The sequence below is a fragment of the Niallia oryzisoli genome, assembly GCF_036670025.1.
GTDB lineage: Bacteria > Bacillota > Bacilli > Bacillales > Cytobacillaceae > Bacillus_BD > Bacillus_BD oryzisoli.
The window spans coordinates 1,403,503-1,428,397 of the sequence record NZ_CP137640.1 but is presented as its reverse complement, the minus strand read 5'-3'; the positions used below and the strand labels follow the sequence as shown (position 1 = coordinate 1,428,397).

At 37.5% G+C, this 24,895-nt stretch carries 28 protein-coding genes; 6 read left to right on the top strand and 22 right to left on the bottom strand.

What is annotated here, in order from left to right:
• The first annotated feature begins 32 nt into the window (after positions 1 to 32).
• On the top strand, positions 33 to 734 hold the full coding sequence (locus R4Z09_RS07130; protein ID WP_338451644.1) for a helix-turn-helix transcriptional regulator: 702 nt from the start codon (positions 33 to 35) through the stop codon (positions 732 to 734).
• A 204-nt stretch (positions 735 to 938) separates the two neighbouring features.
• Positions 939 to 1,184: a DUF2626 domain-containing protein gene (locus R4Z09_RS07125; protein ID WP_338451643.1), complete on the top strand. Its 246-nt coding sequence runs from the start codon at positions 939 to 941 to the stop codon at positions 1,182 to 1,184.
• A 336-nt stretch (positions 1,185 to 1,520) separates the two neighbouring features.
• Here the strand turns inward: R4Z09_RS07125 and R4Z09_RS07120 are convergent, their stop codons facing one another.
• On the bottom strand, positions 1,521 to 2,582 hold the full coding sequence (locus R4Z09_RS07120) for a class I SAM-dependent methyltransferase (RefSeq protein WP_338451642.1): 1,062 nt from the start codon (positions 2,580 to 2,582) through the stop codon (positions 1,521 to 1,523).
• Positions 2,583 to 2,734: 152 nt separating this feature from the next.
• Positions 2,735 to 3,349: an MBL fold metallo-hydrolase gene (locus R4Z09_RS07115; protein WP_338451641.1), complete on the bottom strand. Its 615-nt coding sequence runs from the start codon at positions 3,347 to 3,349 to the stop codon at positions 2,735 to 2,737.
• Between the two features lie 253 nt (positions 3,350 to 3,602).
• Between R4Z09_RS07115 and R4Z09_RS07110 the strand changes: the two genes are divergently transcribed.
• Positions 3,603 to 3,776, top strand: coding sequence for a DUF2759 domain-containing protein (locus tag R4Z09_RS07110; RefSeq protein WP_338451640.1), 174 nt, complete (start codon positions 3,603 to 3,605; stop codon positions 3,774 to 3,776).
• A gap of 63 nt (positions 3,777 to 3,839) precedes the next feature.
• Here the strand turns inward: R4Z09_RS07110 and R4Z09_RS07105 are convergent, their stop codons facing one another.
• From R4Z09_RS07105 to R4Z09_RS07085, 5 genes are all read right to left on the bottom strand, one after another.
• Complete coding sequence (locus tag R4Z09_RS07105; protein ID WP_338451639.1) at positions 3,840 to 4,154, bottom strand: MTH1187 family thiamine-binding protein; 315 nt, start codon at positions 4,152 to 4,154, stop codon at positions 3,840 to 3,842.
• A gap of 15 nt (positions 4,155 to 4,169) precedes the next feature.
• Entirely contained in the window at positions 4,170 to 5,282 is a 1,113-nt protein-coding gene (locus R4Z09_RS07100) for a hypothetical protein (protein WP_338451638.1), read from the bottom strand.
• Between the two features lie 172 nt (positions 5,283 to 5,454).
• Entirely contained in the window at positions 5,455 to 6,642 is a 1,188-nt protein-coding gene (locus R4Z09_RS07095) for a M14 family metallopeptidase (protein WP_338451637.1), read from the bottom strand.
• A 93-nt stretch (positions 6,643 to 6,735) separates the two neighbouring features.
• Positions 6,736 to 7,710 carry an ROK family glucokinase gene (locus tag R4Z09_RS07090; protein WP_338451636.1) on the bottom strand — a complete coding sequence of 325 codons (975 nt, stop codon included), beginning with the start codon at positions 7,708 to 7,710 and terminating at the stop codon, positions 6,736 to 6,738.
• Positions 7,711 to 7,727: 17 nt separating this feature from the next.
• The gene (locus tag R4Z09_RS07085; protein ID WP_338451635.1) at positions 7,728 to 7,934 is read right to left on the bottom strand and encodes a YqgQ family protein; all 207 of its coding nucleotides are present in this window, start codon (positions 7,932 to 7,934) and stop codon (positions 7,728 to 7,730) included.
• Positions 7,935 to 8,120: 186 nt separating this feature from the next.
• Between R4Z09_RS07085 and R4Z09_RS07080 the strand changes: the two genes are divergently transcribed.
• Complete coding sequence (locus R4Z09_RS07080; RefSeq protein ID WP_338451634.1) at positions 8,121 to 8,990, top strand: hypothetical protein; 870 nt, start codon at positions 8,121 to 8,123, stop codon at positions 8,988 to 8,990.
• On the opposite strand, the gene R4Z09_RS07075 is transcribed toward R4Z09_RS07080, so the two are convergent.
• From R4Z09_RS07075 to R4Z09_RS07045, 7 genes are all read right to left on the bottom strand, one after another.
• Entirely contained in the window at positions 8,956 to 10,503 is a 1,548-nt protein-coding gene (locus R4Z09_RS07075) for a rhomboid family intramembrane serine protease (protein WP_338451633.1), read from the bottom strand. The two genes, R4Z09_RS07080 and R4Z09_RS07075, sit on opposite strands and share 35 nt — an antisense overlap.
• A 141-nt stretch (positions 10,504 to 10,644) precedes the next feature.
• The gene (locus R4Z09_RS07070; protein WP_338451632.1) at positions 10,645 to 10,839 is read right to left on the bottom strand and encodes a hypothetical protein; all 195 of its coding nucleotides are present in this window, start codon (positions 10,837 to 10,839) and stop codon (positions 10,645 to 10,647) included.
• Positions 10,840 to 10,926: 87 nt separating this feature from the next.
• Positions 10,927 to 11,706: a DUF92 domain-containing protein gene (locus R4Z09_RS07065; RefSeq protein ID WP_338451631.1), complete on the bottom strand. Its 780-nt coding sequence runs from the start codon at positions 11,704 to 11,706 to the stop codon at positions 10,927 to 10,929.
• Positions 11,703 to 12,269 (bottom strand): 5-formyltetrahydrofolate cyclo-ligase, encoded by a 567-nt coding sequence (locus tag R4Z09_RS07060; protein ID WP_338451630.1) that lies wholly within the window; start codon positions 12,267 to 12,269, stop codon positions 11,703 to 11,705. Before R4Z09_RS07060 ends, R4Z09_RS07065 begins: the two co-directional genes overlap by 4 nt.
• Before the next feature lie 72 nt (positions 12,270 to 12,341).
• A complete protein-coding gene (gene rpmG / locus R4Z09_RS07055) occupies positions 12,342 to 12,491 on the bottom strand; it encodes a 50S ribosomal protein L33 (protein WP_150439945.1) in 150 nt (49 codons plus the stop codon).
• Between the two features lie 107 nt (positions 12,492 to 12,598).
• Entirely contained in the window at positions 12,599 to 14,122 is a 1,524-nt protein-coding gene (locus R4Z09_RS07050) for a glycosyltransferase family 4 protein (RefSeq protein ID WP_338451629.1), read from the bottom strand.
• Positions 14,119 to 14,799: a DUF4912 domain-containing protein gene (locus tag R4Z09_RS07045; protein ID WP_338451628.1), complete on the bottom strand. Its 681-nt coding sequence runs from the start codon at positions 14,797 to 14,799 to the stop codon at positions 14,119 to 14,121. Before R4Z09_RS07045 ends, R4Z09_RS07050 begins: the two co-directional genes overlap by 4 nt.
• A 217-nt stretch (positions 14,800 to 15,016) precedes the next feature.
• Between R4Z09_RS07045 and R4Z09_RS07040 the strand changes: the two genes are divergently transcribed.
• Complete coding sequence (locus R4Z09_RS07040; RefSeq protein WP_338451627.1) at positions 15,017 to 15,394, top strand: hypothetical protein; 378 nt, start codon at positions 15,017 to 15,019, stop codon at positions 15,392 to 15,394.
• Positions 15,395 to 15,433: 39 nt separating this feature from the next.
• A complete protein-coding gene (locus R4Z09_RS07035; protein ID WP_338451626.1) occupies positions 15,434 to 15,604 on the top strand; it encodes a hypothetical protein in 171 nt (56 codons plus the stop codon).
• A 50-nt stretch (positions 15,605 to 15,654) separates the two neighbouring features.
• On the opposite strand, the gene phoU is transcribed toward R4Z09_RS07035, so the two are convergent.
• The 8 genes from phoU to R4Z09_RS06995 form a co-directional block, all read right to left on the bottom strand.
• A complete protein-coding gene (gene phoU / locus R4Z09_RS07030) occupies positions 15,655 to 16,314 on the bottom strand; it encodes a phosphate signaling complex protein PhoU (protein ID WP_338453218.1) in 660 nt (219 codons plus the stop codon).
• A gap of 146 nt (positions 16,315 to 16,460) precedes the next feature.
• On the bottom strand, positions 16,461 to 17,276 hold the full coding sequence (pstB, locus tag R4Z09_RS07025; RefSeq protein WP_338451625.1) for a phosphate ABC transporter ATP-binding protein PstB: 816 nt from the start codon (positions 17,274 to 17,276) through the stop codon (positions 16,461 to 16,463).
• Positions 17,277 to 17,318: 42 nt separating this feature from the next.
• The gene (pstA, locus tag R4Z09_RS07020; protein WP_338451624.1) at positions 17,319 to 18,197 is read right to left on the bottom strand and encodes a phosphate ABC transporter permease PstA; all 879 of its coding nucleotides are present in this window, start codon (positions 18,195 to 18,197) and stop codon (positions 17,319 to 17,321) included.
• 1 nt (position 18,198) lies between these two features.
• Positions 18,199 to 19,143 carry a phosphate ABC transporter permease subunit PstC gene (gene pstC / locus R4Z09_RS07015; protein WP_422392292.1) on the bottom strand — a complete coding sequence of 315 codons (945 nt, stop codon included), beginning with the start codon at positions 19,141 to 19,143 and terminating at the stop codon, positions 18,199 to 18,201.
• Between the two features lie 145 nt (positions 19,144 to 19,288).
• Positions 19,289 to 20,257 carry a PstS family phosphate ABC transporter substrate-binding protein gene (locus tag R4Z09_RS07010; RefSeq protein WP_338451622.1) on the bottom strand — a complete coding sequence of 323 codons (969 nt, stop codon included), beginning with the start codon at positions 20,255 to 20,257 and terminating at the stop codon, positions 19,289 to 19,291.
• A 261-nt stretch (positions 20,258 to 20,518) separates the two neighbouring features.
• Positions 20,519 to 22,609 (bottom strand): penicillin-binding protein 2, encoded by a 2,091-nt coding sequence (locus R4Z09_RS07005; protein WP_338453217.1) that lies wholly within the window; start codon positions 22,607 to 22,609, stop codon positions 20,519 to 20,521.
• 183 nt (positions 22,610 to 22,792) lie between these two features.
• Positions 22,793 to 24,034 (bottom strand): MFS transporter, encoded by a 1,242-nt coding sequence (locus R4Z09_RS07000; RefSeq protein WP_338451621.1) that lies wholly within the window; start codon positions 24,032 to 24,034, stop codon positions 22,793 to 22,795.
• 124 nt (positions 24,035 to 24,158) lie between these two features.
• Positions 24,159 to 24,767, bottom strand: coding sequence for a superoxide dismutase (locus tag R4Z09_RS06995; RefSeq protein ID WP_338451620.1), 609 nt, complete (start codon positions 24,765 to 24,767; stop codon positions 24,159 to 24,161).
• Between the last annotated feature and the right edge of the window lie 128 nt (positions 24,768 to 24,895).

Sequence of the window (24,895 nt, the reverse complement as noted above, 5' to 3'; positions counted from 1 at the left end):
TAGAATAAAGTAAGCAGTAGAGGTGAACTTCTGTGGAACAAACATTAAAAATTACAAATGTATTATCCGATCCAACTCGTTACTATATTTATCAATATATTACGAGAAGACATCAAGAAGTAACAGTACAGGAAATTGCTGATAACTTTAATATCCACCCAAATGTTGCCAGACTTCATTTAACAAAGCTGGAAGATGTCAACATGCTTGTCTCTGAAACGAAAAAAACAGGTAAGGGCGGAAGACCAAGCAGACTTTACCGCCTATCAAATGATGTTATTCAACTTCATTTTCCATACCGGGACTATCAGCTTTTATCAAAAATTACGATGGAGACAATGGCTTCACTAGGAGAGGCTGGACAAAAGGCTCTCTACGAAACGGGAAAACGATTTGGTCTTGAATTAATTGAACAGGAATTATCAAAAAACATGCAAAGTGTTGATAATCTATCCTTTGATCAAAAGCTGAATATTATTCAAAATGCATCTTCACTGGCTGGACTTTCGCCGGATTTCCAACCAAATGAAGATAAGACAAAGGTATATTTTCAAATCTTTAACTGTCCATTTAAAGAAGTGGCTGTAGAACATATGGAAAATATCTGCCAAATGCATGCCCAATTTTTAAAAGGGATGTTTGAGGCTTTATTTAAAGAAATTGAATTAGTTGAAGAAGATAATTTAATTGCAGGCTGTGAGGCATGCAGCTATAATGCCAATATTATTGGATAATTTCTCACAACATAAATAATAATGGCAATCTTTTTTGATTGCCTTTTTATTCTTTCTAAGTGCTTCAAGAAAGATCTATGATCGATTATAGCAAAAGTTCAGAAAAGTTTTACTTTATTTCTTTTTAAATATAAAGAGTTATTTACTTTTTCAGAATACTTCATTATAATAGTGATGAAACTCACAGCAAAGGGAGGGATACAGTTGGAACGAATGTATCGAGTATTAGGCTTTTGGACGGGCATTTTTGCAGTTATGTTTTATTTAGGAGATATGTATACGACGTCCTTAATCTTCTTCGGTCAAACAGGGTTCTTTCTGCTTCTCAGCTATTTAAAACTTACTGAGCGTATGTATATTTACATTTTTGGAGCTTACTTAACAGTCTTTTTCATCGGTTTTACATACTGGACAACCTTCATGATGATACCTGGTGCAGGTGGACATTAATAAGTATCCAAAATAAAAAAGCGGCCCTTCGGATCGCTTTTTTATTTTGTAACCGTTTCATTTTTCTTCAGCTCCAGTCAAGTCGGCTACGCTTTTATTTTATCCAGCTCCGCCGGCTAGGGGCTCGAGGTCTTAAGTTGTGACGATGAGAAGGTTAAAGAACAACCTTCTCCCCATCCCAGCTTAAGCTTGTCGCCCCTGGTCAAGCCGGCTACGCTTTTATTTTATCCAGCTCCGCCGGCTAGGGGCTCAAGGTCTTAAGCTGTGACGATGAGAAGGTTAAAGAACAACCTTCTCCCCGTCCCAGCTTAAGCTTGTCGCCCCTGGTCAAGCCGGCTACGCTTTTATTTGTACTAATACATCAAAGGACGGGCTTATGCCAGATGGCATGATGAGACTTCGGATCGCTCGGTTTCGCTTATTCACTTCTGAAAACGGATTGGGATCCTGATGGCTTTCCAGCTGATCTAATATCCCAATCGAAAGCAGAAACTCATCTTGACGTTTTTTTTCAATCGTGCGAATGCCAAACTTCTTGCTGATATTTACGAGTGCATCCCAATGAATATGACTGGTAATGTCCATTTCACCAGGATATTCAAGCACATTCCGGATAAGCTTGTGCTGGTAATATCCCCTTAAGCTTCCATCTTTTCTGATTGGTTCCTGCCATTCTTCGTTTGTATAGCCATAATCAATCGTTACAATCATCCCTTTAGTAAAGGACTTTTCCATCTCTGAAAAAATCTTCTCCATATGCAGCGGAATCTCGATTCGATGACCCTCAGGAATCATTACGTTATGCTCCCTTATAAATAAAGAGATTTTTTGATTGGAAAGCGGGCAGACTGTTTCAATCAGTTTTCCATTATCAGCGGCTATCATTACTTCAAACAAACTGCCTTGCTGTTTTGTAACGACATGTACAGGCAGTGCATCAAATAGCTCATTTGAAAAAAGCATTCCTTGAAAATCCTTCAGATTAGCAAAATCATCAACGTGCTGAACATTCCACTCCTTTTCGAACTTTTCCTTTTGCAATTGAATATGATAAGGGCTTTTTTCGATAATCGTATAGGTAAGCTTCGGATAATCTGAAGCATACCACTCCTGTAAAAATGCTTGGGCAAACCGCCCATTTCCAGCTCCAATTTCACAAAAATGGGGGGTAATGGATCGTTCTTTTACTAGACTGGCAAACCATTTGGCAAAGGTTCTGCCCATTATATTAGAAATATTACTAGATGTAATAAAGTCACCGCTCCGGCCAATTTTTTCGCACTCTTTCATATAATAGCCGAAACGAGGGTGATACAGGACAAGATTTATGTATTCATCATACGAGATCATTTTCAATGGTTTTTCGTTAATATAATCGATAAGAAATTTACGCATCATATCTCCTAATTCATATTTAACACTATTGACAAGGTGTTAAACTTATTATATTGTTTATATTAGTAGTAGTAGTTTAACAATAACCTCCCATTACTAGAATTCGAATATCCCCCAGAAAAACCCTTCTCAAAAGAGAAGGGTTTTTCTTTTTCTTAAAATCCGTTCAGAAAAGGATTAGAATCCATCTCTTTTCCAATTGTTGTAACAGGACCATGCCCAGGTAGAACGGTTGTTTCTTCAGGTAAGCGTAATATTTTTTCATGTAGACTGTTCATCAAATCCTGATGATTACTGCCCGGTAAATCTGTTCGGCCGATGCTGCCATTAAATAAAGCATCACCTACTAATGCAAGTCCTGCGTCCTTGAAATACAGTGTTACACTTCCAGGGGAATGTCCCGGGGTTTCAAAAAGCTCGAATGTGTATGTACCAATCGTTAATTCCTGCTCACCGCTAAATGTAAAATCAGGATCACGAGCGATGACGTTTCCTAAATTTAAAGATGGCGTAGACAGCCATTCCTTTTCATTAACATGAACATAAGCCGGAATTTGATATTCATCCCTAATACTATCCACAGCTCCAATATGGTCATAATGAGCATGTGTCAGCACGATGGCTTCCGGCTTTAAATTACGTTCGCGAAGAAAACCAATCAGCTTATCCCCCTCGTTGCCGGGATCAACAATAAGACATGTTGAATCTTCCTTAATTAACACATAACAATTTGTCTGAATCGGTCCAAGCGGCATTTGTATCCATTCCATAAATCGATTTCCCCCTATTCAAATAGATTCAAAAATTATTTTACACTATATATGAAATAAAAACTAACTATTTGAAAATACTATTGATGCACTATTGTGAAAAGTCCTTTATTTCACCTCGACAAACATTCAGAAAAATTATAAAATATTAGGAGTAAGTTTGCATTTGTATTCCATATTATTCTAGTACAAGAAAGCGCTTATTTTTTCAAATGCTGATGAACTAAACACTCAAACAAAGGGGGGCTTTTTGATGGGTACTGTCATTATTTTTGCATTAGTATCAATTCTTGCTGCTATTGGTTCCGTTAGCTCACTAAAAAACAAAAACCTGCTTGGTGCACTATTCGCAGTTGGAAGCTTCGCTGTCTTTGGCTGGTTTGCTGTTATGACTCTTATTAATAGTGGTTTTCCTGCTACACACTAATATGGAAAACAAAAAGCACCGATACAGCGGTGCTTTTTTTCTTCACGCAAGGACTTTCCATGCTTACTTTTCCAACAGATTTTGGACTCTTTCTACTTTTTCTTCCATTTTGCGTTCAATATCACGACGATCATCTATGCGAATATTAGTACACACTCGGACAAGACCTTTTTCAAATGGAACTTCATGCATCGCCTGAATCACTTCAAACAATAATGGTAAATCGCCCTCAATAATGGTGTTCATCGGTGTTAATTGATAGCGTATTTTTCCTGTTTCTTCATATTTTTTTAATACCCGATGAATATCTGCCACATAGGCACTAACGCTTGCTGTTTTCGTACCTACTGGAATAACTGTTACATCTATTATTGCCATTTTTCAACACTCCATTTACTCACCATTCGAAACTAACTGAATGATGTTTTTATTTTTCATATCTAACAGCTTTTCAAAGTAGTAGCCGTATAAACATAGGTTTCCCTCTTGATTACAGCTTATCGGTTCATTTTCCAATCCATTTATCATAACGGTTTTTGTGTCGTCTTCAAGTCTATATTGAATCAACTGAAAGCCTTCTTTATAGGAATCCGCAGCACCACTTTTTAATGGCTGAAAGGATAAAAAAGTTCTCTTCTGCTCGTTAAAATCATAATAAGGAATAAGCCAATCTAAAGAACTAGTTATGCCAGGCATGGTTAGCGAACCAACCTGATTTAATTGAAGATCATAAAAAGTATAGGTTATGTAATTTAATTGTTCCCTATCAGCTTTAATTGTAAGTAAATTATTTTGAAAGGAATCCAATTCGAAAACATCCGACAAGAGACTGGTTTCATTTCCTGTGGATAAGTCCTTCACGATTACATCTGTAACATTCGATTGATCCTTCTGATCCAAATTTAAAGAGATGAGTTTGTCCTTCTTTAACCAGTAGGAAAAGGGATTTTGCACTTCTATTTCAGTCATTTTTTGATTTTTGATGGATAGCATAAAAGTACGGTCCTGCCAATCAGCAGTAAAGCTTGAAATCAGTACTTTATCTTCATCATATGGATTCCATTCAATTGCAGCATCAAAGGAATTTTTTATTACTGTAGTGAAAACTTCCTTGCCTTTATTTGTTATGACAGTAATTTTGCCGGGAGAGGCTTCTGATGAGGAGCGAATCAATAGATAATTCCCTGAATGACTGATATGAACAGAATCAATCATAGACTCCACTTTTAATAGTAACGTACTTGTCCCTGTTTTCAAATGATATGCATAGATATTTGATCGATTCTCTATGTTGGTTGTATAGACGATGGTCTCATTATTTATCCAGCCATACACCTTATCAAATTCCCCTTCTTTCAATAAAATAGGAAGATGGTTTTTTACATCCTCTATGGTGACATGAGACTGTTCATCTTCCGGCTGCTTCTTATTCTTTATCGCTTGTGAACTTGAATCTCTTTTTTCACATCCAATGACTAATAGTGTGGAAACAAATAATAGACACAAAAAAAAGGCCTTCCTCTTCAATATTTTTTCCACACCACCTTTACCGTTAACTTTAAAAAATTAAAATACCTCCATATGTTTTGCAAACGAATAAACACATTTAGTATGGAGGTATTTCATGAATGAATCAGTTTCGTTTATTTAAGTAAAAATTACCAAATAATCCATCTTTTTAAATATACAGGCTGGCAAGGAAAATTCCAAGTACATCCTCATAAATTTCATTGAATTGTGACAATGGGAGCGGATTTACCCCAGATCCTAGTTCAATTGTAAACCCTGGTTTTCGAAATTCTTGAATAAACCAGTCTTTATAACCAGCATGACTATCGATAAATTGGACTGCTTTGTATCCACTAACGCGCTCAAACTCTGCTGCCAGAATCCTTGATTCAGGCGGCTCAAGCCCTTCATATCCCCAATAAAATTCCTTTCCCTGTGTGTGGAAAGCAAGCAGCCGGTCGAACTGACTGTTTCTAGCTAATGCTGCCATCACTTTTGTTTCAGGCTCGGTCAGCGGTTCATCTCCAGGATAATCTCTTGGTGCAGGTGCTTTTGGTTCCTTTCTCTCCTTCTCTATTTCCCAATTAGCCGGGAATTGATTATTTAAATCAACTCCTCTTATATTTGCCTTCCAGTCGTTAAAATCAGTACTTCCGTTATTCATAGCAATTAATTCTCCCCGTAATGCCGGCGGCGGTCCGTTCAGAACTAAGTCAACCCCATCAGGATTAACCATTGGAACAATTGACAGATTTACTGACTGATACAGGGGATTTGTTAAAAGTCCTCGAATAGGCTGATTATTCGTCAAAGATAATAAAAATGTATTTAATAACGCCATTAAGATTGGGGTGGTAATCCATTCATTCGCATGAAAGGAACCGTCAAAATGGACTTTTTTTGTTCCTTTGCCAAGCCTGATTTCTTGAATAGGCTTTCCCTCCACACTCCTCCCAATGGTTCGAACCTGAATAAATGGGAATTGTGTTTTTAACGTTTGAATATCTTTTATTAATTGAGCAGAGTCATATCTTACATTACGTCTCATAGTAGGAGTTGTTACACGTGCAGGCAGATAGATTGTTTGACCAATCTGCAGACTGCTCGGATTTATATTTTGATTTAAAAGCAGCAATGCATCTAATGAAATATTCCGCGCAGTTGCCAGCCTCCAAAAAGAGTCGCCCCTTTTAATAGTATAGGGTTGGTTCGTAAAACCAGGAATCTGAATTTCCTGGCCAACCTGCAATTGCGAAACATTGAGGCTGGGATTGGAATCAATAATCAATGGCAATGGAATCATAAATAAGCTGCTATAGTACCATAATGTATCACCAGAACGAATATTGACCTTCACCAGCTTTCCTCCTTTCCATCACATCATACATATGTAAATGTAATAGAATTATACCCACCATCATTTATAAAAAATGGGAATTGACTAATCTTGTCAATTCCCCACGGATTTAATCAACCATGCAGCCCCGATAACACCCGCATCATTCCCTAATATTGCAGAAACTAATGTAGTTGATTTTGCCACATTTGGAAAAGCGTATTTTTTAAAATGACTTTCCACCGGTGTCATTAATACTTCCCCTGCTTTTGATACTCCACCTCCGATAACAATTTTACTAGGATTTAATGTATTAGCGATATTGGCTAAAGCAAAACCTAAATGAAAAGAAACTTCAGCAATAATTGCCTGTGCTGCCTTGTCACCATTTCTCGCTAAGTCAAACACATTTTTAGCTGTAATTTTACCGTTTTCTTTATATAGTCCTGAAAGCTCATCCTCTTCAACCATTGCCTTATTGATATGATTCATGGCGAGACGGACGATTCCAGTCGCAGAAGCAATCGTTTCTAAGCACCCTGTTTTCCCGCAATTGCAAGGTACGCCGCCGTTTGGTATTGAAGTAATATGGCCAATTTCCCCTGCAGCACCTTTTACACCTTGGACGATTTCACCATGGGTTATGATTCCTCCGCCGACACCTGTACCTAATGTGACACATACCAGCTCCCTTTCTCCATTCCCAGCTCCCTTCCACATCTCACCAAGCGCAGCACAATTTGCATCGTTATTAATCATAATCGGAAGATCTATTTTCGCTTCAAGCAATTCCTTTAATGGATAGTCATCAGGCCAGCTTAAATTTGTAGCATACTCTATTCTACCTGTTTCAAGATTTGCCGGTCCCGGAGCACCAACCCCGATACCTTTTATGTCCTGCAGAGCTACGCCTAAGGCTGACCGTTTTTGTTCAATGCTATTTGCAATATCTTCTATAATATTGTTGCCTTCATTGCTATTATCAGTTGGGATCTCCCATTTCTCTATGATTTCACCATCAGCATTGATAAAAGCGATTTTTATTGTAGTGCCACCAATATCAACACCAACTAACCATTTTTCCGTCATCGATTCAGCCTCCAAGCCTATTTCTTATGTTGTTCCTTTAACAGCTGTATTTCATGCCGTAACAACAGTACTGCTGACTGATAATCACGTGTATCCATTAATTGAGCGCGATATAGTTCATGAATCTCTGCTTCCATCAGCTCAAGATCTGCAATCCGTTCACCAATATAAATAATCGTACCAAACTTCTTTAAATATTGTTGGATATCATAAATCGTTTTCATATTCTATTCCCCATCTTATTAATATAGCATCAGTATAAAGCAAAAAGAGTGACCTCTCAAGCATGTAAAGACCGCTAGATTTCACTCTCGAATATTGTCATCTTTCCAATGACTTACGAATATATTTGAAGCGGACAACCTGTCTAAACTTAAGAAAAGCTGAAATAGATAAGGAGGCCTAGCGGCTTGAATAAAATTATACACCTGTTAGCAATGATTATCCTTACGATCATCACCATTAGTGTGCTTAATAATGCTGCCAAAACAGAAGAAAGCTTTACATATTTCCCACCCGACCGGGATGCATCCTTTCAATCAGCAGTGACATCCCTTGCCTTAACAGGTGACACCAATAATGGATATACAATCCTTTGGAATGCCAGTTCCGTTCTAGATCGCAAAGCCTATTTAAGACAGGATATAAGCCTATTGTATGTCAATGGACGGTTAAAGGAAAAAATCGGCATGGAGTGGAAACAAAAGGAGGAAAAAATTCAATTAGAGAAAAAAGTCCCCGAGCAAAATAGTGCCTATTTTCAGGCAATTAGCTTTCACCACGCTGAAATTCATAGTAATGATAAAATTACCAGTACACAAAAAATGACGCATGATGAGTTATATGTACTTCATTCAAAATTCACACCGCTTCATTCCTTCCGCCAGCCAATCGGAAAGGAAGAAAAGGAATGGAAGTATGTGATTGATCAAATGATTGAGAAACGTTTAAAGCATTCCCTTTTAAAAGCTGAAAAAACCTATAACATTAACCAAAAACATTACGCAATATTCCCTTTAACGGATATGTATCAATTTGAAGATTCATCACTCCCAGGTTTCAGTGAACGAGAAACAAAAAAGATATTAGGTCGTTTATGGGAGGGAATTTACAAAAATTATTTCCTTGGTATACAAAAGATGGACGGTACTACTGCAGACCCAAGCGGCAGCACCATCCCCTTAATTTTAATTGCAAAGGATCAATCACATTTGTTTGTCATTAGTGAGTTGAAAAACGGGGAAACTATGATTCTGAGGCAGCAGATTCCAGCTCATTAATTTGTGTGAGCAGCTTATTATATTCATTATTTTTCGGTTGGATGTCTAGCGCTTCCTCAGCATACTGTTTTGCCAGTAAATAATTCTTCTCGCTTAAATAAATAAGAGATAAATTATAAAGGGCCTCGTGAAAATCTGATTTCATTTCAATGACTTGGTGTAAGTGCTGCTTCGCTTCTTCAATCCGCTCTGTTTTTATCTCAATATAAGATAAAAGGAAAAGGGTATTGGCTGTGCTTTCATTTTGACTTTCATACTCTTGTAAAAACGTATATGCTCTATCATAATCTTCCTTTTCAACATAATCCTGCGCGATAACAAGTGCAGATTGCTCATCAATTAATTTACCTTCGTTAGCAATACTATACTGAAATAGACCAAATATAAGTGCTGAACTGACTAAAAAGGCAGATACCTGAACCAGTATTCTTTTTTGCTTTGGTAAATGAACCATTGCCGCTGCAAGAAATCCACCGATTAGACCGCCGATATGACCTGCATTATCAATTCCGGACATTGAAAAGCCAAAAGCTAAATTAATGGCTATGACAACAAGGATATTCGTCCCCATAGTTCGAAAAAACAGTTTCGGAAAGGCCGTTCCAAAATATAAAAGAGCACCAAAACAGCCGAATATCGCACCGCTGGCTCCAGCTGAAATATTTTGACTAAATAGGAGACTCGCCAACGAGCCGAAAAAACCGGCAAATAAATAAATGAACAAGAAACGGCAGTTTCCAAATAATCTTTCGACTGTTAATCCAAGATAATATAAAGCAAAGGTATTCATCACAAGGTGTAAAATACCAATATGTAAGAAGATTGGCGTAAAAAGGCGCCACCATTCTCCCTCCAATATCAGCCAATTGGCTTTAGCTCCAAATTGAATTAATACGGATGAATCAGTACTCCCGCCTGCAGCCTCCATAAGCAAGAACATAATAATTTGAACAGCAATAAATAAATATGTAAAACGCGGTTTTCCATTTTCAAATAACTCTTTTTCAGACAGGACCTTTTTTCTTGCTGTAGATAAAGCGGCTTGTTTTTCAACTGCAATGTCTTGTTCTTCATATTCTTCCTTCAAGATGACTGGAATGGATTCATTCATCATTTCTTCGATTGCTTTCATTTGATTTTGCCGGTCGCAAATAAGAGATGTAACTGCCGTCTTTTCTCCCTTTGGATATAGCAACGGCTTACCAATATAATATTCATAATCATCAACGGGCGGATACGGTGTTACATATATATTTAAAACATCTAGTGATCTTTTATGCAGCTGCTTGCGGATGCTTTCACCATTTGCTAGGGTATGTTGAATATCCCGCTGCATCCAATTGCTCCAGTCCAGATTATAATGCAATATCCGAATGACCTGCGCTTTTTTATTTTCCATTTTCTCAAGCCAAAGCTCTTTTTGACTTTTTGAAAGCTGGATAATTCTGTATTCATGCTCACTTATGAAGTAATTCGCAAGTCTCCAGAATATAAATTCTTCTTGAAAACTCAAATTTCCCCCTTCTTTCTTTGTTGCCTGTACTAGTTTAATTTTACTATAGGCAATTTGTAACCACTTTGTAAAGCGATTCTACTTTAATCCTTATACGAAAAAAAGACCCAAAGGGGTCTTATTCTTATTAAAAATATTTATTTAGATCGGTTTTGGACTCTGCGAAAATACAGAACCCATCATACGATTTCGAATAGCGGGAATATTCATGAGCGACCTGACAAAAAATCTCCGCATCATCGAATTCCCGAGGACGGCATTAATGACTCGAAAACGTTTTTGAAATAAATAATATCCGCCCATTCCTATTAGTACTATTGATAAAATTCTACCCATCTTCATCCCTCCTTTCACTATTGTGAGATAAAAGGCGGACGATTATTCCATGGAAATAGAGAAAAAAAATAACTGCCAATCAATACCTTAAATCGCTTTCCCTAATAACATACTGATTATTAAAATAAAAAAGACAGAGAGAAAATTAACAACATCATTATTCAAAATCGTGTAACCTTTAATCAGTTTTGTCGGCTGCCCGCAGTGGATTTTCTTTTCCGTTTTTAAGCCGCAATGAGAGCATTGATACCCCGCTTGAACAAACGCCCCAAGTAAAGTATCAATGAGATTCCCGCAAAAGCCGAGAATAAAAATAAATAGGAATTCATTCACCTGCAAGTGAAAAAGGGTAAACGCTCCGAAGGCAATTAAAAAGGAACCTGCCGCTGCTGCAAATGTACCTAGAAGGCTGACGGCACCAGAGGTTCCTCGGGCCACTTGTTTAAATGTTTTAACGCAAACCGGTCTTCCTTTGCTCATTGAACCAATTTCAGATGCCCATGTATCAGAATTAGAGGCGGCAAGGCAAATACAAAATCCAACTAACCAAAAGAATTCATTCGTAAAGTAGTACAAAGCACTCGATATTGCCGCAAGCCCCCCATTGGCGATTACCTGCTGCCAATCCCGCTGCGAACCTTTAACAAGCAGCTCTTCTGCTCTTTCTTTCTTGGAACTTTTTACTTTGGACCATAGACTTGAACTCCCAAAGAACAAGCCGAGGACAACCAATCCTTTTGCTCCAAAACCTAATGTAATCAGAGACCCGACTACAAATGCAGCAACAGTACCCGAAAAGGTTAATAATTTAGAGAAATAACCTAAAATAACTGTTGCTAAAATGATTAACACAATAACGAGCGTCATGAAGTAAAATGACTCCCTTCATTCGTTATGATTTTCTCGACCGGGAGATCATGAGACTCTGTTGGCAGACCGTCTACCATTTGCTCTTGAAAGGCAAGCGACAAGGTCTTTCCTTTATATAGCTGCAGGAAGCGATCATAGTATCCTCCCCCCACACCTAATCGATAGCCGTCTTTTGTAAATGCAAGGCCCGGTACGATTAACAGGTCTATTTCACTTGGAACTACTCTTTTTGTTTTGGCTTCAATCGGCTCAAACAAGCTAAAATATACTGACTCTAACTGATTGAAACGCTCTAAGATGCGAAATTCCATCCGTTTTTCTTTTGGCTCACATTTAGGAATAACAATCGTTTTGCCTTCATCCCATGCTTTACGGATGATTTGATATGTATCAACTTCAGGTGGATTGGAAATCGTAATACCGATCATGTGAGCTGACTTCCATAATGCATCCTGATAAAGCGACTGCGCAATCTGATAGGAGTAATGCTCATAAAGTGACTTTGGTATCGCTTGTAATTTTTTTTTGATTTCCTTACGCAATACATTCTTTTCAATCATACTTTTCTTCCTTTCTCATCAGAGAAGAAATATGTAAAATTATAACAAAAAAGCAGCAGGAAATCCCGCTGCTTATTTTGTTTCGCGATGTGTTGTTGTACGCTTTTCTCTTGGGCAATATTTTTTCAGCTCAAGACGATCTGGATTATTCCGTTTATTCTTTTTTGAAATATAGTTACGGTCTCCACACTCAGTGCAAGCTAACGTAATATTTACACGCATGTTAATTTCCCTCCAAACTATATAAAGCTCGTTCGTTCATACGACTTTTCTATAATATCATTTTTCATTGGGAAATGCTAGTGTGATTTTAAAAAGCCGGAGCTTTATTATTGGTGTTTTCTGGTATTGAATACTTTATTATATAATTGTCCTGTTTCTTCTGCCGCCACGTTCCAGCTGAATTGACTTTGGACTGCCTTTTTCGCATTTCTGCCGATATCATTCGCTAAGTCAGGATTCATTAATAGATGGGTGATTTGTGCAGCTACATCATCGCTATTAGCTGGTTCGATTAGTATACCTGTCTCTAAATGCCGAACGATGCCTTTTAATCCTCCCGTATTCGATACAATTGTCGGCTTCCCAGCCTGCATCGCTTCTAAAGCCACAATTCCAAATGGCTCATACAAACTTGGAAAAACAGCCATTTCAGCAAGATCTAACAATCGATTGCGTTTTTCATCTTCAATAAAACCAATAAATTGTACCGTATCTGTTAAGTTCATCTCACATACTTTACGACGATAAACCTCAAGCATCGGACCTTTACCGGCAATAATAAAAAGGACAGGTATTCCTTTTCCCTTTAAGACAGCCGCTGCATCAATCAGCGTATCAAATCCTTTTTCCTTCACCATTCTCCCGATTGAAAAAATCACCCTTTGGTCAGGGTCCACTTCAATGTCGGCTAAATAATCCCTTTGTGCATTTCCTATTTCCATTTCATCATCAATTCCATTTGGAATGATTACAATCTTTTGATTAGCTGGTTTAAAAAGCTTATGTACTTCTTCTTTCATAAAATCACTGCAAACGATGAGTTGATCAGATTGTTCCACAAGCTGCTTTTCCTTTTCATGAATAAATCGCTGCATCTCAGTATAGATACCGTTATTTCGACCATATTCAGTAGCATGGATGGTTGTAACTAAAGGAAGAGCCAGATGCTTCTTTAATGAAATGGCAGCCGCACCGACAAGCCAATCATGCGAATGAATACAATCAAAAGACTTTTCTGATGCCAGCGCAACCGCTTTCTCTGCTATCGCGATATTTAATCCACCTATCCAGAGAAGAAAGTCCTTTTCATTTACACACAGCGGTTTTACCCGATGAATGATCACACCATCCATTGTTTCCAACACTGGTAAATGGTCTGTGCCTGCAGTAATTACATGAATTTCATGACCATTCTTAGTTAAGCTTTTGGTTAAACCATGAACATGACGTGATAAACCGCCGACGATATGTGGGGGAAATTCCCATGATAAGAACAGAATTTTTAGATGTTCCGGTTTTTCTCTCCCGCTCTCAGCACTAGGATCAGCATTTTGCCGGCTTGCATAGTCCCGATTTCTGTCCATTGTGCTCTCAATACTTTCGGACAAAAGAGAATTCATCCACCGCCAATGGGTAACATAGCTTTCAGCAACAGGCTGTTTTGTTAACAAAGCTGATAACTTCATCCACTCTTGAATCAACTTCGTAAACACTTTGGCTTCCTCCGTAAGTAACCGAATGATTGTATCAGTTATAGAAATTAGGCGAGCTTGTGTCTCTTGATTCTCACTCAAATCATATTGAAATAAAAAATCATTATTAACAGTCCTAGGTATAAAAGGGTTACTCATGACATATCATCCTTATTTAAAATACTTTCGTAATAACTATACGTACTGACATGCTCTATCCATTCCGGGAATGAATCTATTTCTTTTCTATCTGATTCATTCTCCAATTGCCCTTGATCCCCACTACCTTTAGGAATATGAACAGGGTTAGAACGAAGTAATGGAAAAAATTTATGTCCTGACACTAGGATGCCTAATTCTACAATGTAACAACGATTCAGCCGAAGCTTCTTAAGTAATGATACAGTTTGTCCTTCGGAAAGCATCACCTCTTGAGTATAATGGGCATTACTTCCATTAAATAATATATTGGTAACATCATATATCTTCAATACCTTTTGAAAACTGTTTAAGGGCTTATTGAAATAGCTGGATACAAGATCCTTTTTCAAATCAAATAACCGCCAAAACACAAACAATATATTCTCTGACAACCTCCATAATGTAAGATGTTCCTTTTCTTCAAACCACAGTTTATCTTTATTTAAATAACGTGTTTGAAGAGCAGTTTTCATAAATAATTTAGGTTGTTTTCTTGGTGCAGCAATTTTTGCTTGTTCATTTTTTTGATACTTTCTCCATTGATACTGTACTTTTCCAACTGTTGTATTTAATTCATCAGCTATTTTGCGAAAAGAAAGACCTTCTTTTCTTAGTTTCATTATTTCTTCTATCATGGCGCACCTCTTTTAAAAAAGAACTTATTCATTAAATATCAGAATATAATTACTATTTTGTTTAATGGTATCAGATATTATGACTGCCGACAACAAACGGTTTTGTTAAAATGCTCCAACAGACCCATATTTCAATTAATCAAATAATAAAATGTCGGATTTTGTCAAAGATAATGTTAAAATGAGGGTTATGCAGCTATAAGAAAGAGGTGATAGAATGAGTACATTATTAATTAGTTTATTTTTTGTCTCACTTTTCCTATTTTTCCTGTCTTTTTTTCTAAAGGATCCCTATAAACAGCTACGAGAAGAAATTGATCAGCTGAATATGCATCAGCTTCAAGAAATGTATCACATAAAAAAGAAATTAAAGATATTAGAAGAAGAACTACTTGTAAATGATATTGAACTATCACCTTCTCTTTCAAAAATCGAATCAGACCATACAGCAGTTCATGAAATCATTAAAAATCAAGTAAAGTCCCTGGCAGGGCAAGGGACACCCATTGAGCAGATTGCAAGGCAATCATCATTACCAGTTAAGGAAGTACAGGCAATATTAATGGAATATGGATTCGAGAAGCGAAAATTATGAAATAAACAAAGTGTACGACCATTCGCCTTTGGAATATTTATGACTGTCTGCATAATCGGATCCGTATCCTTTTTCCAGAAGGAATCGCAGCAGTCCATCACAACCAAAAATGCCAAGGCTCTATTAGAAAAATCGGGATATGTTATCATCCCAGCAGCAGAATATAACGAACTACAAAAGAAAGCAAAAGCAGAGACAAATGAAGAATAGATGACAGCTCGATAAAAGATTAGGAGCAGCTAAAGCTGCTCCTAATTTTTTTAATTATTAAGGTCATAATGTTTGCCTTTTACTAAGTAAAACACATATTCCGCCACATTTGTAATATGATCGGCCGCTCTTTCTAAGAAACGGCAAATAAAAAGCAACTGTGAAATCTGCGGAAGATTTTCTGGCTTTTCACCGCTTAATTTTAGTAACTCCTGAATGGTTTCACCATATAATGAATCTACTTCATCATCCATTTCAGCAACTTTTTTTGCTAGCTGCGTATTTTCTTCTTTATAGGCATCTAAACCTTCCTTTAACATAACAGCTGTGATTTCATACATCTTTTTCAGATGGATAATTGGTTTGACATGTTGTTCCTGCCCAATTCTAATTGTAGATTTGGCAATATTTACGGCAAAATCAGCAATCCGTTCAATATCCGTTGCGATTTTAATCGCAATAATAATTCGGCGTAAATCAATTGCGACAGGCTGCTGCTTCGTAATTAACAGGATCGCAAATTCATTTATTTCCTCATAAAGAATATCAGCTTTTGTATCATCATCCATGATTTCCAAAGCAAGATCAATATTGTGTGTTTCCAATGCCTCAATAGAGAGCGCAAGAGCATTATCTGCAAACTTTACTAGTTCAACTAACTTATTCTGTAATTCTTTTAAATCATCCTCGAATTTCCCACGTACTACCACTTCATTAGCTCCCTTCACTTTCACTTTCTCCCCCGATCCAATCACTTTTATTGTGTGTAATAGACTGTTAATTATTAAAAATTTTTCTATGAATAAGAAAACACAGACGTTGCAGCTGACCTTAAGCAACGTCTGTACATCTATCCTTATCCAAAACGACCTGTAATATAATCTTCCGTCCGCTTATCAGAAGGTGTAGAGAAAATCTTATTAGTTTCATCAAATTCAACTACTTCACCATTTAAGAAAAAGGCCGTTTTATCAGAAATACGAGCAGCCTGCTGCATATTATGTGTCACAATAATAATACTAAACTGCTTTTTCAATTCCTGTACCAGCTCCTCCACCTTTAACGTAGAGATTGGGTCAAGTGCTGAAGTCGGTTCATCCATTAAAATGACATCTGGTTCAATCGCTAGACAGCGGGCTATACATAGACGCTGCTGCTGACCGCCGGAAAGACCATATGCATTTTCTTTTAAACGGTCCTTAACCTCATCCCAAATAGCTGCTCCTCTTAAGCTCTTTTCAACAATTTGGTCAAGAATTTTTTTGTCACGAATTCCATGAATCTTTGGTCCATATGCTACATTTTCATAGATTGATTTTGGAAATGGATTTGGTTTTTGGAACACCATTCCTACTTTTGTCCGTAACTCTTCTACTTCATATGTTTTATCAAAAATATTTCGACCCCGATAGTTGATTTCTCCTGATGTTCTGACAATCGGTATTAATTCGATCATTCGATTCAGTGTTTTAATATAGGTTGATTTCCCGCAGCCTGAAGGACCAATAATCGCTGTTACTTCATTTTCCATAATATCAAGATCAATATTTTTAAGCGCATGGTTATCTCCGTACCATAGATTTAATTGACTTGTTTTATATACAACCTGTTTAATCTTGTTGTCCTCCTTCACACCAGGTGCGTTCTCTGCTCTTTCAATCGTAATATTCATATGAAATCCTCCTTCATCCTGTTACTTCATCCATTAAAAAAATTACATTCTTTTTTGAAATTTATTACGTATTATGACAGCAATTGAGTTCATCACTATTAATAAAACCAATAAAACGAGAATGGCTGCAGCAGCAAGTGCCTGAAACTCCACCTGCGGGCGACTCGTCCAGTTATAGATCTGCATCGGTAAGACAGTTAAAGTATCCAAAAATGAATTTGGTAAAAAGGCAAGGAAAAGCGGCAGTCCTAATACAACTAATGGAGCTGTTTCACCAATTGCACGGGACAAAGCCAAAATAGCACCCGTTAAAATTCCCGGAATAGCAGCAGGCATAACAACCCGAACGATGGTTTGCCATTTTGTTGCCCCCATTCCATAGGAAGCCTCACGAAGTTGTTTTGGAACGGCACGTACCGCTTCTTGTGCAGCGACAATAATGACAGGGAGTATCAATAAACTCATTGTCAATCCAGCTGATAATACACTTGTTCCTAATGCAAGTGCACGGACAAATATAGTTAATCCTAATAAACCAAATACAATTGAAGGAACACCAGCAAGATTGGAAATATTAATTTGGATAAACGTTGTAAAACGATTCTTTTTCGCATACTCCTCTAAATAAATCGCTGTACCAACTCCTAGGATAAGAGAGACAGGAGCAACGACAAACATTAACCATATCGTTCCATTTAAGGCCGTGTAAATTCCGGCTTCTTCAGGCTTTCTTGACGGTAAGCTGTTCAGAAATTGCCAATCTAAATAGCCTGCCCCTTGTGAAATCACTCGATATAACAGTATTCCTAAAACAAGTAATCCAAACAGCGTTGCAAGGAGAAATATTCCTTTGAAAACTACGTTCTTATAAATTCTTGTCTTCATTTTTTGTTTAACGATCTCATGGTCGACTAACTTCATCTTAATATTCCTCCTTGAAACGGCGAGAGACATATTGAGCTAGCAGGTTCATCACTAACGTAAATAGGAAAAGTGTAAATCCAACTGCATAAATACTGTAATAAATCGTTGTACCGTAACCAGCATCCCCTTGGCTAACCTGAACAATATAAGCTGTCATCGTTTGAATGGAGCTTGTAATGTCCCAGCTTAAATTAGGTGTTGATCCGCCAGCAACTGCAACAATCATTGTTTCGCCAATGGCACGGGAAACACCTAATACAATGGATGCGACAATTCCAGAAATAGCTGCAGGAAGTACGACTTTAAAAGCAACTTCTAGTTTAGTTGATCCTAACCCCAATGCTCCTTCTCGCATTGCCTGTGGTACAGAAGACATGGCATCCTCTGAAAGAGAGGCAATCGTTGGAGTTATCATAATCCCAATGACAATCCCCGGGCTTAAAGCATTGAATATTTCTAGTGACGGAAATATTTCACGTAAAATAGGTGTTACAAACGTTAAAGCAAAAAACCCATATACAATGGTTGGAACACCAGCAAGAACCTCCATTATTGGTTTAATAATACGGCGTGCTCTCTCTGATGCATATTCACTTAAATAGATGGCCGTTGCAAGCCCGATTGGAACAGCAACGATAACCGCAATAATCGTAACCTTTAAAGTACCAGAAATAAGAGGCAAAACCCCAAATGAACCTGGATTCGAGAAAGGATACCACTTTTGTGCAGTCAAAAATTCACCAATTGGTACTCGATCAAAGAAAATAAAAGTTTCGAATAAAAGTGTAAATAAAATACCAAGTGTAGTTAGTACCGATACACAGGCAGTAAGTAATAGTACAACAGGCATAATTCTGTCCATCGAAAATGCCTTTCTTTTTTTTCTTTTTTCCACAATCATTTCTTGGACAGACAACGCATGATTATCTTTAGTAGCCAAAATGAAAACCCCTTTCATCCACACGACAATATGAGAAGCACTTTAAAAACGCTTCTCAGGACAATAACAAGAAGTGATTCGCTCGGGATAGGAACCATTATCACCGAGCGGATTCACATCTTTTGATATTGCAAATCTTAAAAATCCTTTATTTTAAACCTTCTAGTGTTGATAAAGCTTCATCATATGAAGGTAGCTTTACATAACCAACATCTTCTGAAAGTTCTCCAGCATTTTCTAACGTGAATTTAACGAAATCATAAATTTCTTCTTTTTTCACTGATTCATTTTTAACATAGATGTATAGTGGACGTGATAATGGTGCATAATCTCCGCTTTCAACTGTTTCATTTGTAGGTTCAACAGGTCCATTACCGCCATCAATTGGAACAACCTTTAATTTATCTTTGTTTTCAGCATAGTAAGCATAGCCAAAGTAGCCGATTGCATTTTTATCACCTGTAACACCTTGGACAAGAACATTATCGTCTTCAGAAAGAGTAGCTTTTTCAACAAGCGGCTTTTCTTCTAAAATTACTTCATCAAAGTAATCAAATGTTCCTGAATCAGTACCAGGTGAGTAGAATTTGATTTCTTCTTCAGGCCAGCCTTCACGAATATCAGACCATTTTTTTACAGTTCCATCTTCAAGCCACATTTTCTTCAGCTCATCAACTGTTAAAGAATCAACCCAGTCGTTTTCCTTATTTACAACGATTGATAAACCATCTTTTGCGATTTCAAATTCAGTATATTCAATTCCAGCTTCTTCGAGCTGGGCTTTTTCTTCATCTTTAATTGGTCGGGATGCGTTACTGATATCAGTTTCCCCTGCAATGAACGCTTTAAAGCCGCCGCCAGTACCAGATGATGCAACAGATACTTTCATTCCAGGCTGAACGACATTATATTCTTCTGCAACAGCCTCCATAATTGGGAAAACAGTTGAAGATCCATCAACATTTACAGTACCTTCAAATTGTTTACCTTCACTTGCTTGTTCAGTTGTCTTGTTGTTGCCTTCTGATTCTGTTCCACTGTTTTGCGGACCACATGCTGTTAATGCTAGTGCACCAGATATAGCAGCTGTTAGCGCTATGTACTTAAAGCTTTTCATTTTTGTATTTCCCCCTAATTGTTCTTGGTTTTTTTGTTTGTCTCACAAGTAATACATTAAAGGTTTTCTGTAAATGAGGTTTTAATGAATTGTTAAGCTTTTGTAAATTCGAAGAAACTTGTATAAATTTGTCGAAGTTGGACTGCTTTTTAATCTTCAATTTTTGAAAGTCGCATCCTTCCCTGCTGATCGGATAGATACTTTCTTATTTTGCACAAAAAAAATCCTGCCATCCATCTGGCAGGATTTTTTTACGATTTATTACTGATTATTTGTTTGATCTGCTTCCTCGCTTGTTTCTGACTCAGTTTCCTGCTCAATTGTTACTCCGGCAGCACGCTGTGCCTTTAATTCAAAATAGGCATCCATCACTCTTTCACCAATCTTCAAATTAGATCTATTATCAGTCCCGCCCGTATATGCCCAAGGAACGATGACAGACATGGCAATCTCAGGGCTGTCTGACGGTGCATACCCGACAAGGCTCAAGTTCATTACTGATGCCATCTTGTAATTTTTTAGCGGACCGTCATAGAATGACTCGGCAGTTCCCGTTTTACCTGCAGGTGAATAAGATTTCCCCCCGAAAAAGCCGTTTGCCGTTCCACCCGACTCCTGCATTACTTTTTTAAAGCCAAGCTGGACACGATCAATCCAGCCATCTTCTAAATCCAAGCGGTTTAATACCTTTGGCTGGATTTCCTGCACAATCTTTCCAAGCTCGTTATCAAGCTGCGGTTCACGAATCTCGCGTACCATATGAGGTTCCATGCGGCTGCCTCCGTTTGCAATCGTTGATACATATTGGGCAAGCTGCATTGCTGAATACGTATCATATTGACCAATAGAAAGGTCCATTAAGTGACCTGGTAATGTACTTGTACCCTTAAACCCATTCTGTTCACCAGGTAAATCAATCCCCGTTCTAACTCCAAGCCCAAATTGGGCAAAGTGCTGACGAATCGTATTAAAGGCCTCTGTATTTATCGGCAAAGAACCATGTGGAACATAACGTCCTTCACCTATTTTGATTGCTGTAAGAAACATATAAACGTTTGATGAATATTTTAAGGCGTTGACATCATTGATGGAACCGAAGGTTTTCCAAGATTTCTTCGGCGGTGTTCCGGCAATATAAAGCGGAGCATCATAAAAACTTGAGCCCGGCGTAATGACACCTGTTTGAAAACCTGTTAATACAGTTGCCCCTTTCACTGCAGAACCAACATTATAGGTGGTTGTAAATGTTCCGAGGGCATCATCCTGCATTTCAGTTTTACCTGTCTCCGCATTTCTTACAATTTTCTTCCCTGCCAACGATTTAATTTCACCTGTATTTGGATCCATTAACACCACATATGCGCGGTCCAATAAATTGGTTCCAGGGTATGATTTCGCTGACCAAAGCTCTTCTTCAATAATTTTTTCAACTGCTAACTGTAAATCCATGTCAATCGTTAAGACAAGGTCTTTCCCTCTTTGACCCTCTGAAATCACTTCGGTACTAACGATTTCACCTGATTGATCAGTGATATTTTTCACTTTTGCTTTTTGTCCGTGCAGAACATCTTCATATTGCTTTTCAAGATAACTTGTCCCGACACGGTCATTTCGACTGTAGTCTCTTGAAAGATAATAATCAATTTCCTCGGCCGGCAGACCTTTATCAGATGTTGTCACACCTCCGAGAACAGAGCGTAATGTATCACTATAAGCATAGGAACGTTCCCAATCCGTTGTCGTATCAACACCGGGAAGAAGCTGAAGATTTTCACTTACAACGGCAAACTCCTCTGGTGTGACATCTTTATTTTTGACAATTTGGGGCGTAAATTTATAACCGCTCACAAATTCCCGGTAAATCGCAATAATTTCAATGTCTTCTTCTGTCAGGCTATTTAAATCCTTTTCCGTAATACGATCAAGCGTCAATTGATAAACTTTCTTATCATATTCATCATCTTCATATTTTACTTTCAGTTGTTCTAGTTCTTTTTCAGTAACCTTTTTTTCCGCTTCTTTAGGATTTTGTACAATCCAATAATCTTTCATATCTCTTTCTGTGACTTTGTCTGCGTCTTTATGAATTAATTTAGCCAGTCTTTCTGCGACTTCGAGCATTTCCTTTTGACTTGCTCCGTTATTTGTATAGGTAATTGCATTTTCCGGCACGTTATCGACGACAATTTTTCCGTTTGTATCGAACATTTTTCCCCTTGGAACCGGATTATTAACGGTTACATCCTCCGTTCGTTCAATTTCACGTTTATAATCCTCTCCGTAGACAATTTGAACAACTCCAAGACGGAGGATTAAGACAGAGAAAAGTAAAAATACGAAAAAAAATAGCATATTCAGCCGAAAGGGTACTTGGGTCTTTTTCTTTTTCTTCTTTTTATTATTCAATCTGAAACACACTTCCTCTACTAATCCATACTCATCATTCTATATAGTAAAAGAAAAACGATTAGAATACCACTAAAAAACCTATATCTTTTGAGGTAATTAATTCTAACTACATAAAAAAAAGAGGTCTTAAGCCTCTTTTTGTTTTCTTTGCGGCAAGTTTATTCGAACACGCCTAATAAACAAATAAATCAATGTATGCCCTGCCCCTAAAGCAAGAAAGAGTATAGGCAGACCTTCTTTTGCATCCATCGTCTTTACCATAAAAAGAAACAGCAGGATCGAAACTATTCTTCCTGAATTAAGAAAGATCTCTCGAACAACTATGTACTCTATTCTCATCTCAGCAGCCTTCCATCCGCTTCCAATCACATCATATGTTATAGAAAGGTATGGTACGAGCAGAAGCGGATAGGCTATCGCAATGACAGCAGCATAAATCAGTAATTTTGTATATGTAGCATCAAAGGCTATTAGAAAAAGCGAAGCGTACAAAGTCAATCCTCCAAGTAGAATGGATTTTAAACGCAGTTCTTTTTTTATTAACCTTGAGACAGCAAAATAAGCGAGAAAGGACACACCCGAATTAATAAGACCATATGTACCTAATGCCATTTCAGTACCGGTTGATAGAAAGACAAGCACTGAAATCATAAAAGCAAATATGCCTTCACGAAGTCCTTGGAAAAAATGCGCATTCGTAACCATTTTCCAATTCAGATTATGTTTACGCTCTGATAAAATCCTTTTAAAGTAATACTTTCCATTAGCAGGTCTTCTTTTTAATGAAAAGCTTAAAACTACAGCCAAAGCAAATAAACCTAATGAAATTCCAAAAACGATTGAATAGCCGCTGACTTTTTCTAGCTTCGAAATGATAAATCCGGCTGCAAACGGTCCAATCATTCCACCAGCAGATGTAAGAATTCCAAGAAAGCCATTAAAAAAGTCTCTCGTTTCAGGCTCAGTAATTTCAAACGTCAGCACGTTAAAGGCAAGCCAATAGAATCCATACCCTATTCCCAGCAATGCACCAAGAATCAATAAATACTTTGAAGCCGATGCCCCAAATGCTAGAACACTTAAATAAAAAAGGGCGAGAAAGATGACTCCGATCCTTAACACGATCACTCTGTCTATCTTTTTTGCCCATCTGCCGGCAAGAATAAATGTAAATGGCTGCGCTACTGTTACAGCCAAGTTATATAATCCAATATCAAGCAGCTTTCCTGTCTGCTTCCAGAGAAAGATATTCACAAATGTATTGGACAAGGCTACACTCAAGGAATATAGGCCTCCAATGAGCAGTAGAAGGGTTAAATCCTTCGTTAAGTCGATATCACCAATCAAATGTTTTTTAAATGTATTCATAGAAAAACTCCCTTTTGTATCTCAAGGGTAGTTTTTACAAAATGGCTCGTGTTATGCAAAAAACAAAGAAAGACCAACAGAATTTTTCTTTCTGCCGGTCTTTCCACATTAGATTAACATTTTATTATTTTGCCGCTTCGTAACGTTTTGTAACTTCTTCCCAATTAATAACATTGAAGAATGCATTAATATATTCAGGACGACGGTTTTGATATTTTAAGTAGTAAGCATGCTCCCAAACATCAAGTCCAAGAAGAGGAGTTTTACCTTCCATTAATGGAGAGTCTTGGTTTGGTGTGCTAGTTACTTCAAGGCTGCCATTGTTTACAACAAGCCAAGCCCAGCCTGAACCAAAACGAGTTGTTGCTGCTTTAGCAAATTCATCTTTAAAGCTTTCATAGCTGCCAAATTTGCTGTTAATTGCATCAGCAAGTGCACCAGTTGGCTCCCCGCCGCCATTTGGTGAAAGGATTTGCCAGAATAAAGAATGGTTTGCATGACCGCCGCCATTATTACGTACAGCTGTACGAGCTGCTTCAGGAACAGCATCTAAATTAGAAATAACTTCTTCTACAGACTTAGAAAGAAGCTCAGTGTTTCCTTCCAAAGCATTATTTAAGTTTGTAACATATGTGTTATGGTGTTTTGTGTGGTGAATATTCATTGTTTCTTTGTCAATATGAGGCTCAAGAGCATCATATGCATAAGGTAATTGTGGTAATTCGAATGCCATTATTAATTCCTCCAAATATCGCTTATTTTTATTTGTCTTTAGTTTTTATTCAAAAATATTTCATAAACACTAAAGCACTATAATTAGATTAACAAATTTATCTAATTTTAATCAAATAATACGCATTC

What these genes read in the sequence shown, in the direction of transcription:
- rpmG (WP_150439945.1), bottom strand. Translation starts at nt 12,491, where the DNA reads ATGCGTGTAAATATTACGTTAGCTTGCACTGAGTGTGGAGACCGTAAC.
- R4Z09_RS07000 (WP_338451621.1), bottom strand. Translation starts at nt 24,034, where the DNA reads ATGAATACATTTAAAAAACATTTGATTGGTGATATCGACTTAACGAAG.
- R4Z09_RS07035 (WP_338451626.1), top strand. Translation starts at nt 15,434, where the DNA reads ATGACTGTCTGCATAATCGGATCCGTATCCTTTTTCCAGAAGGAATCG.
- R4Z09_RS07090 (WP_338451636.1), bottom strand. Translation starts at nt 7,710, where the DNA reads ATGACGGAAAAATGGTTAGTTGGTGTTGATATTGGTGGCACTACAATA.
- R4Z09_RS07040 (WP_338451627.1), top strand. Translation starts at nt 15,017, where the DNA reads ATGAGTACATTATTAATTAGTTTATTTTTTGTCTCACTTTTCCTATTT.
- R4Z09_RS07105 (WP_338451639.1), bottom strand. Translation starts at nt 4,154, where the DNA reads ATGGCAATAATAGATGTAACAGTTATTCCAGTAGGTACGAAAACAGCA.
- R4Z09_RS07045 (WP_338451628.1), bottom strand. Translation starts at nt 14,799, where the DNA reads ATGATAGAAGAAATAATGAAACTAAGAAAAGAAGGTCTTTCTTTTCGC.
- R4Z09_RS07010 (WP_338451622.1), bottom strand. Translation starts at nt 20,257, where the DNA reads ATGAAAAGCTTTAAGTACATAGCGCTAACAGCTGCTATATCTGGTGCA.
- pstA (WP_338451624.1), bottom strand. Translation starts at nt 18,197, where the DNA reads ATGAAGTTAGTCGACCATGAGATCGTTAAACAAAAAATGAAGACAAGA.
- R4Z09_RS07065 (WP_338451631.1), bottom strand. Translation starts at nt 11,706, where the DNA reads ATGACGCTCGTTATTGTGTTAATCATTTTAGCAACAGTTATTTTAGGT.
- R4Z09_RS07060 (WP_338451630.1), bottom strand. Translation starts at nt 12,269, where the DNA reads ATGATTGAAAAGAATGTATTGCGTAAGGAAATCAAAAAAAAATTACAA.
- R4Z09_RS07085 (WP_338451635.1), bottom strand. Translation starts at nt 7,934, where the DNA reads ATGAAAACGATTTATGATATCCAACAATATTTAAAGAAGTTTGGTACG.
- R4Z09_RS07005 (WP_338453217.1), bottom strand. Translation starts at nt 22,609, where the DNA reads ATGCTATTTTTTTTCGTATTTTTACTTTTCTCTGTCTTAATCCTCCGT.
- R4Z09_RS07070 (WP_338451632.1), bottom strand. Translation starts at nt 10,839, where the DNA reads ATGGGTAGAATTTTATCAATAGTACTAATAGGAATGGGCGGATATTAT.
- R4Z09_RS07110 (WP_338451640.1), top strand. Translation starts at nt 3,603, where the DNA reads ATGGGTACTGTCATTATTTTTGCATTAGTATCAATTCTTGCTGCTATT.
- R4Z09_RS06995 (WP_338451620.1), bottom strand. Translation starts at nt 24,767, where the DNA reads ATGGCATTCGAATTACCACAATTACCTTATGCATATGATGCTCTTGAG.
- R4Z09_RS07120 (WP_338451642.1), bottom strand. Translation starts at nt 2,582, where the DNA reads ATGATGCGTAAATTTCTTATCGATTATATTAACGAAAAACCATTGAAA.
- R4Z09_RS07115 (WP_338451641.1), bottom strand. Translation starts at nt 3,349, where the DNA reads ATGGAATGGATACAAATGCCGCTTGGACCGATTCAGACAAATTGTTAT.
- R4Z09_RS07050 (WP_338451629.1), bottom strand. Translation starts at nt 14,122, where the DNA reads ATGAGTAACCCTTTTATACCTAGGACTGTTAATAATGATTTTTTATTT.
- pstB (WP_338451625.1), bottom strand. Translation starts at nt 17,276, where the DNA reads ATGAATATTACGATTGAAAGAGCAGAGAACGCACCTGGTGTGAAGGAG.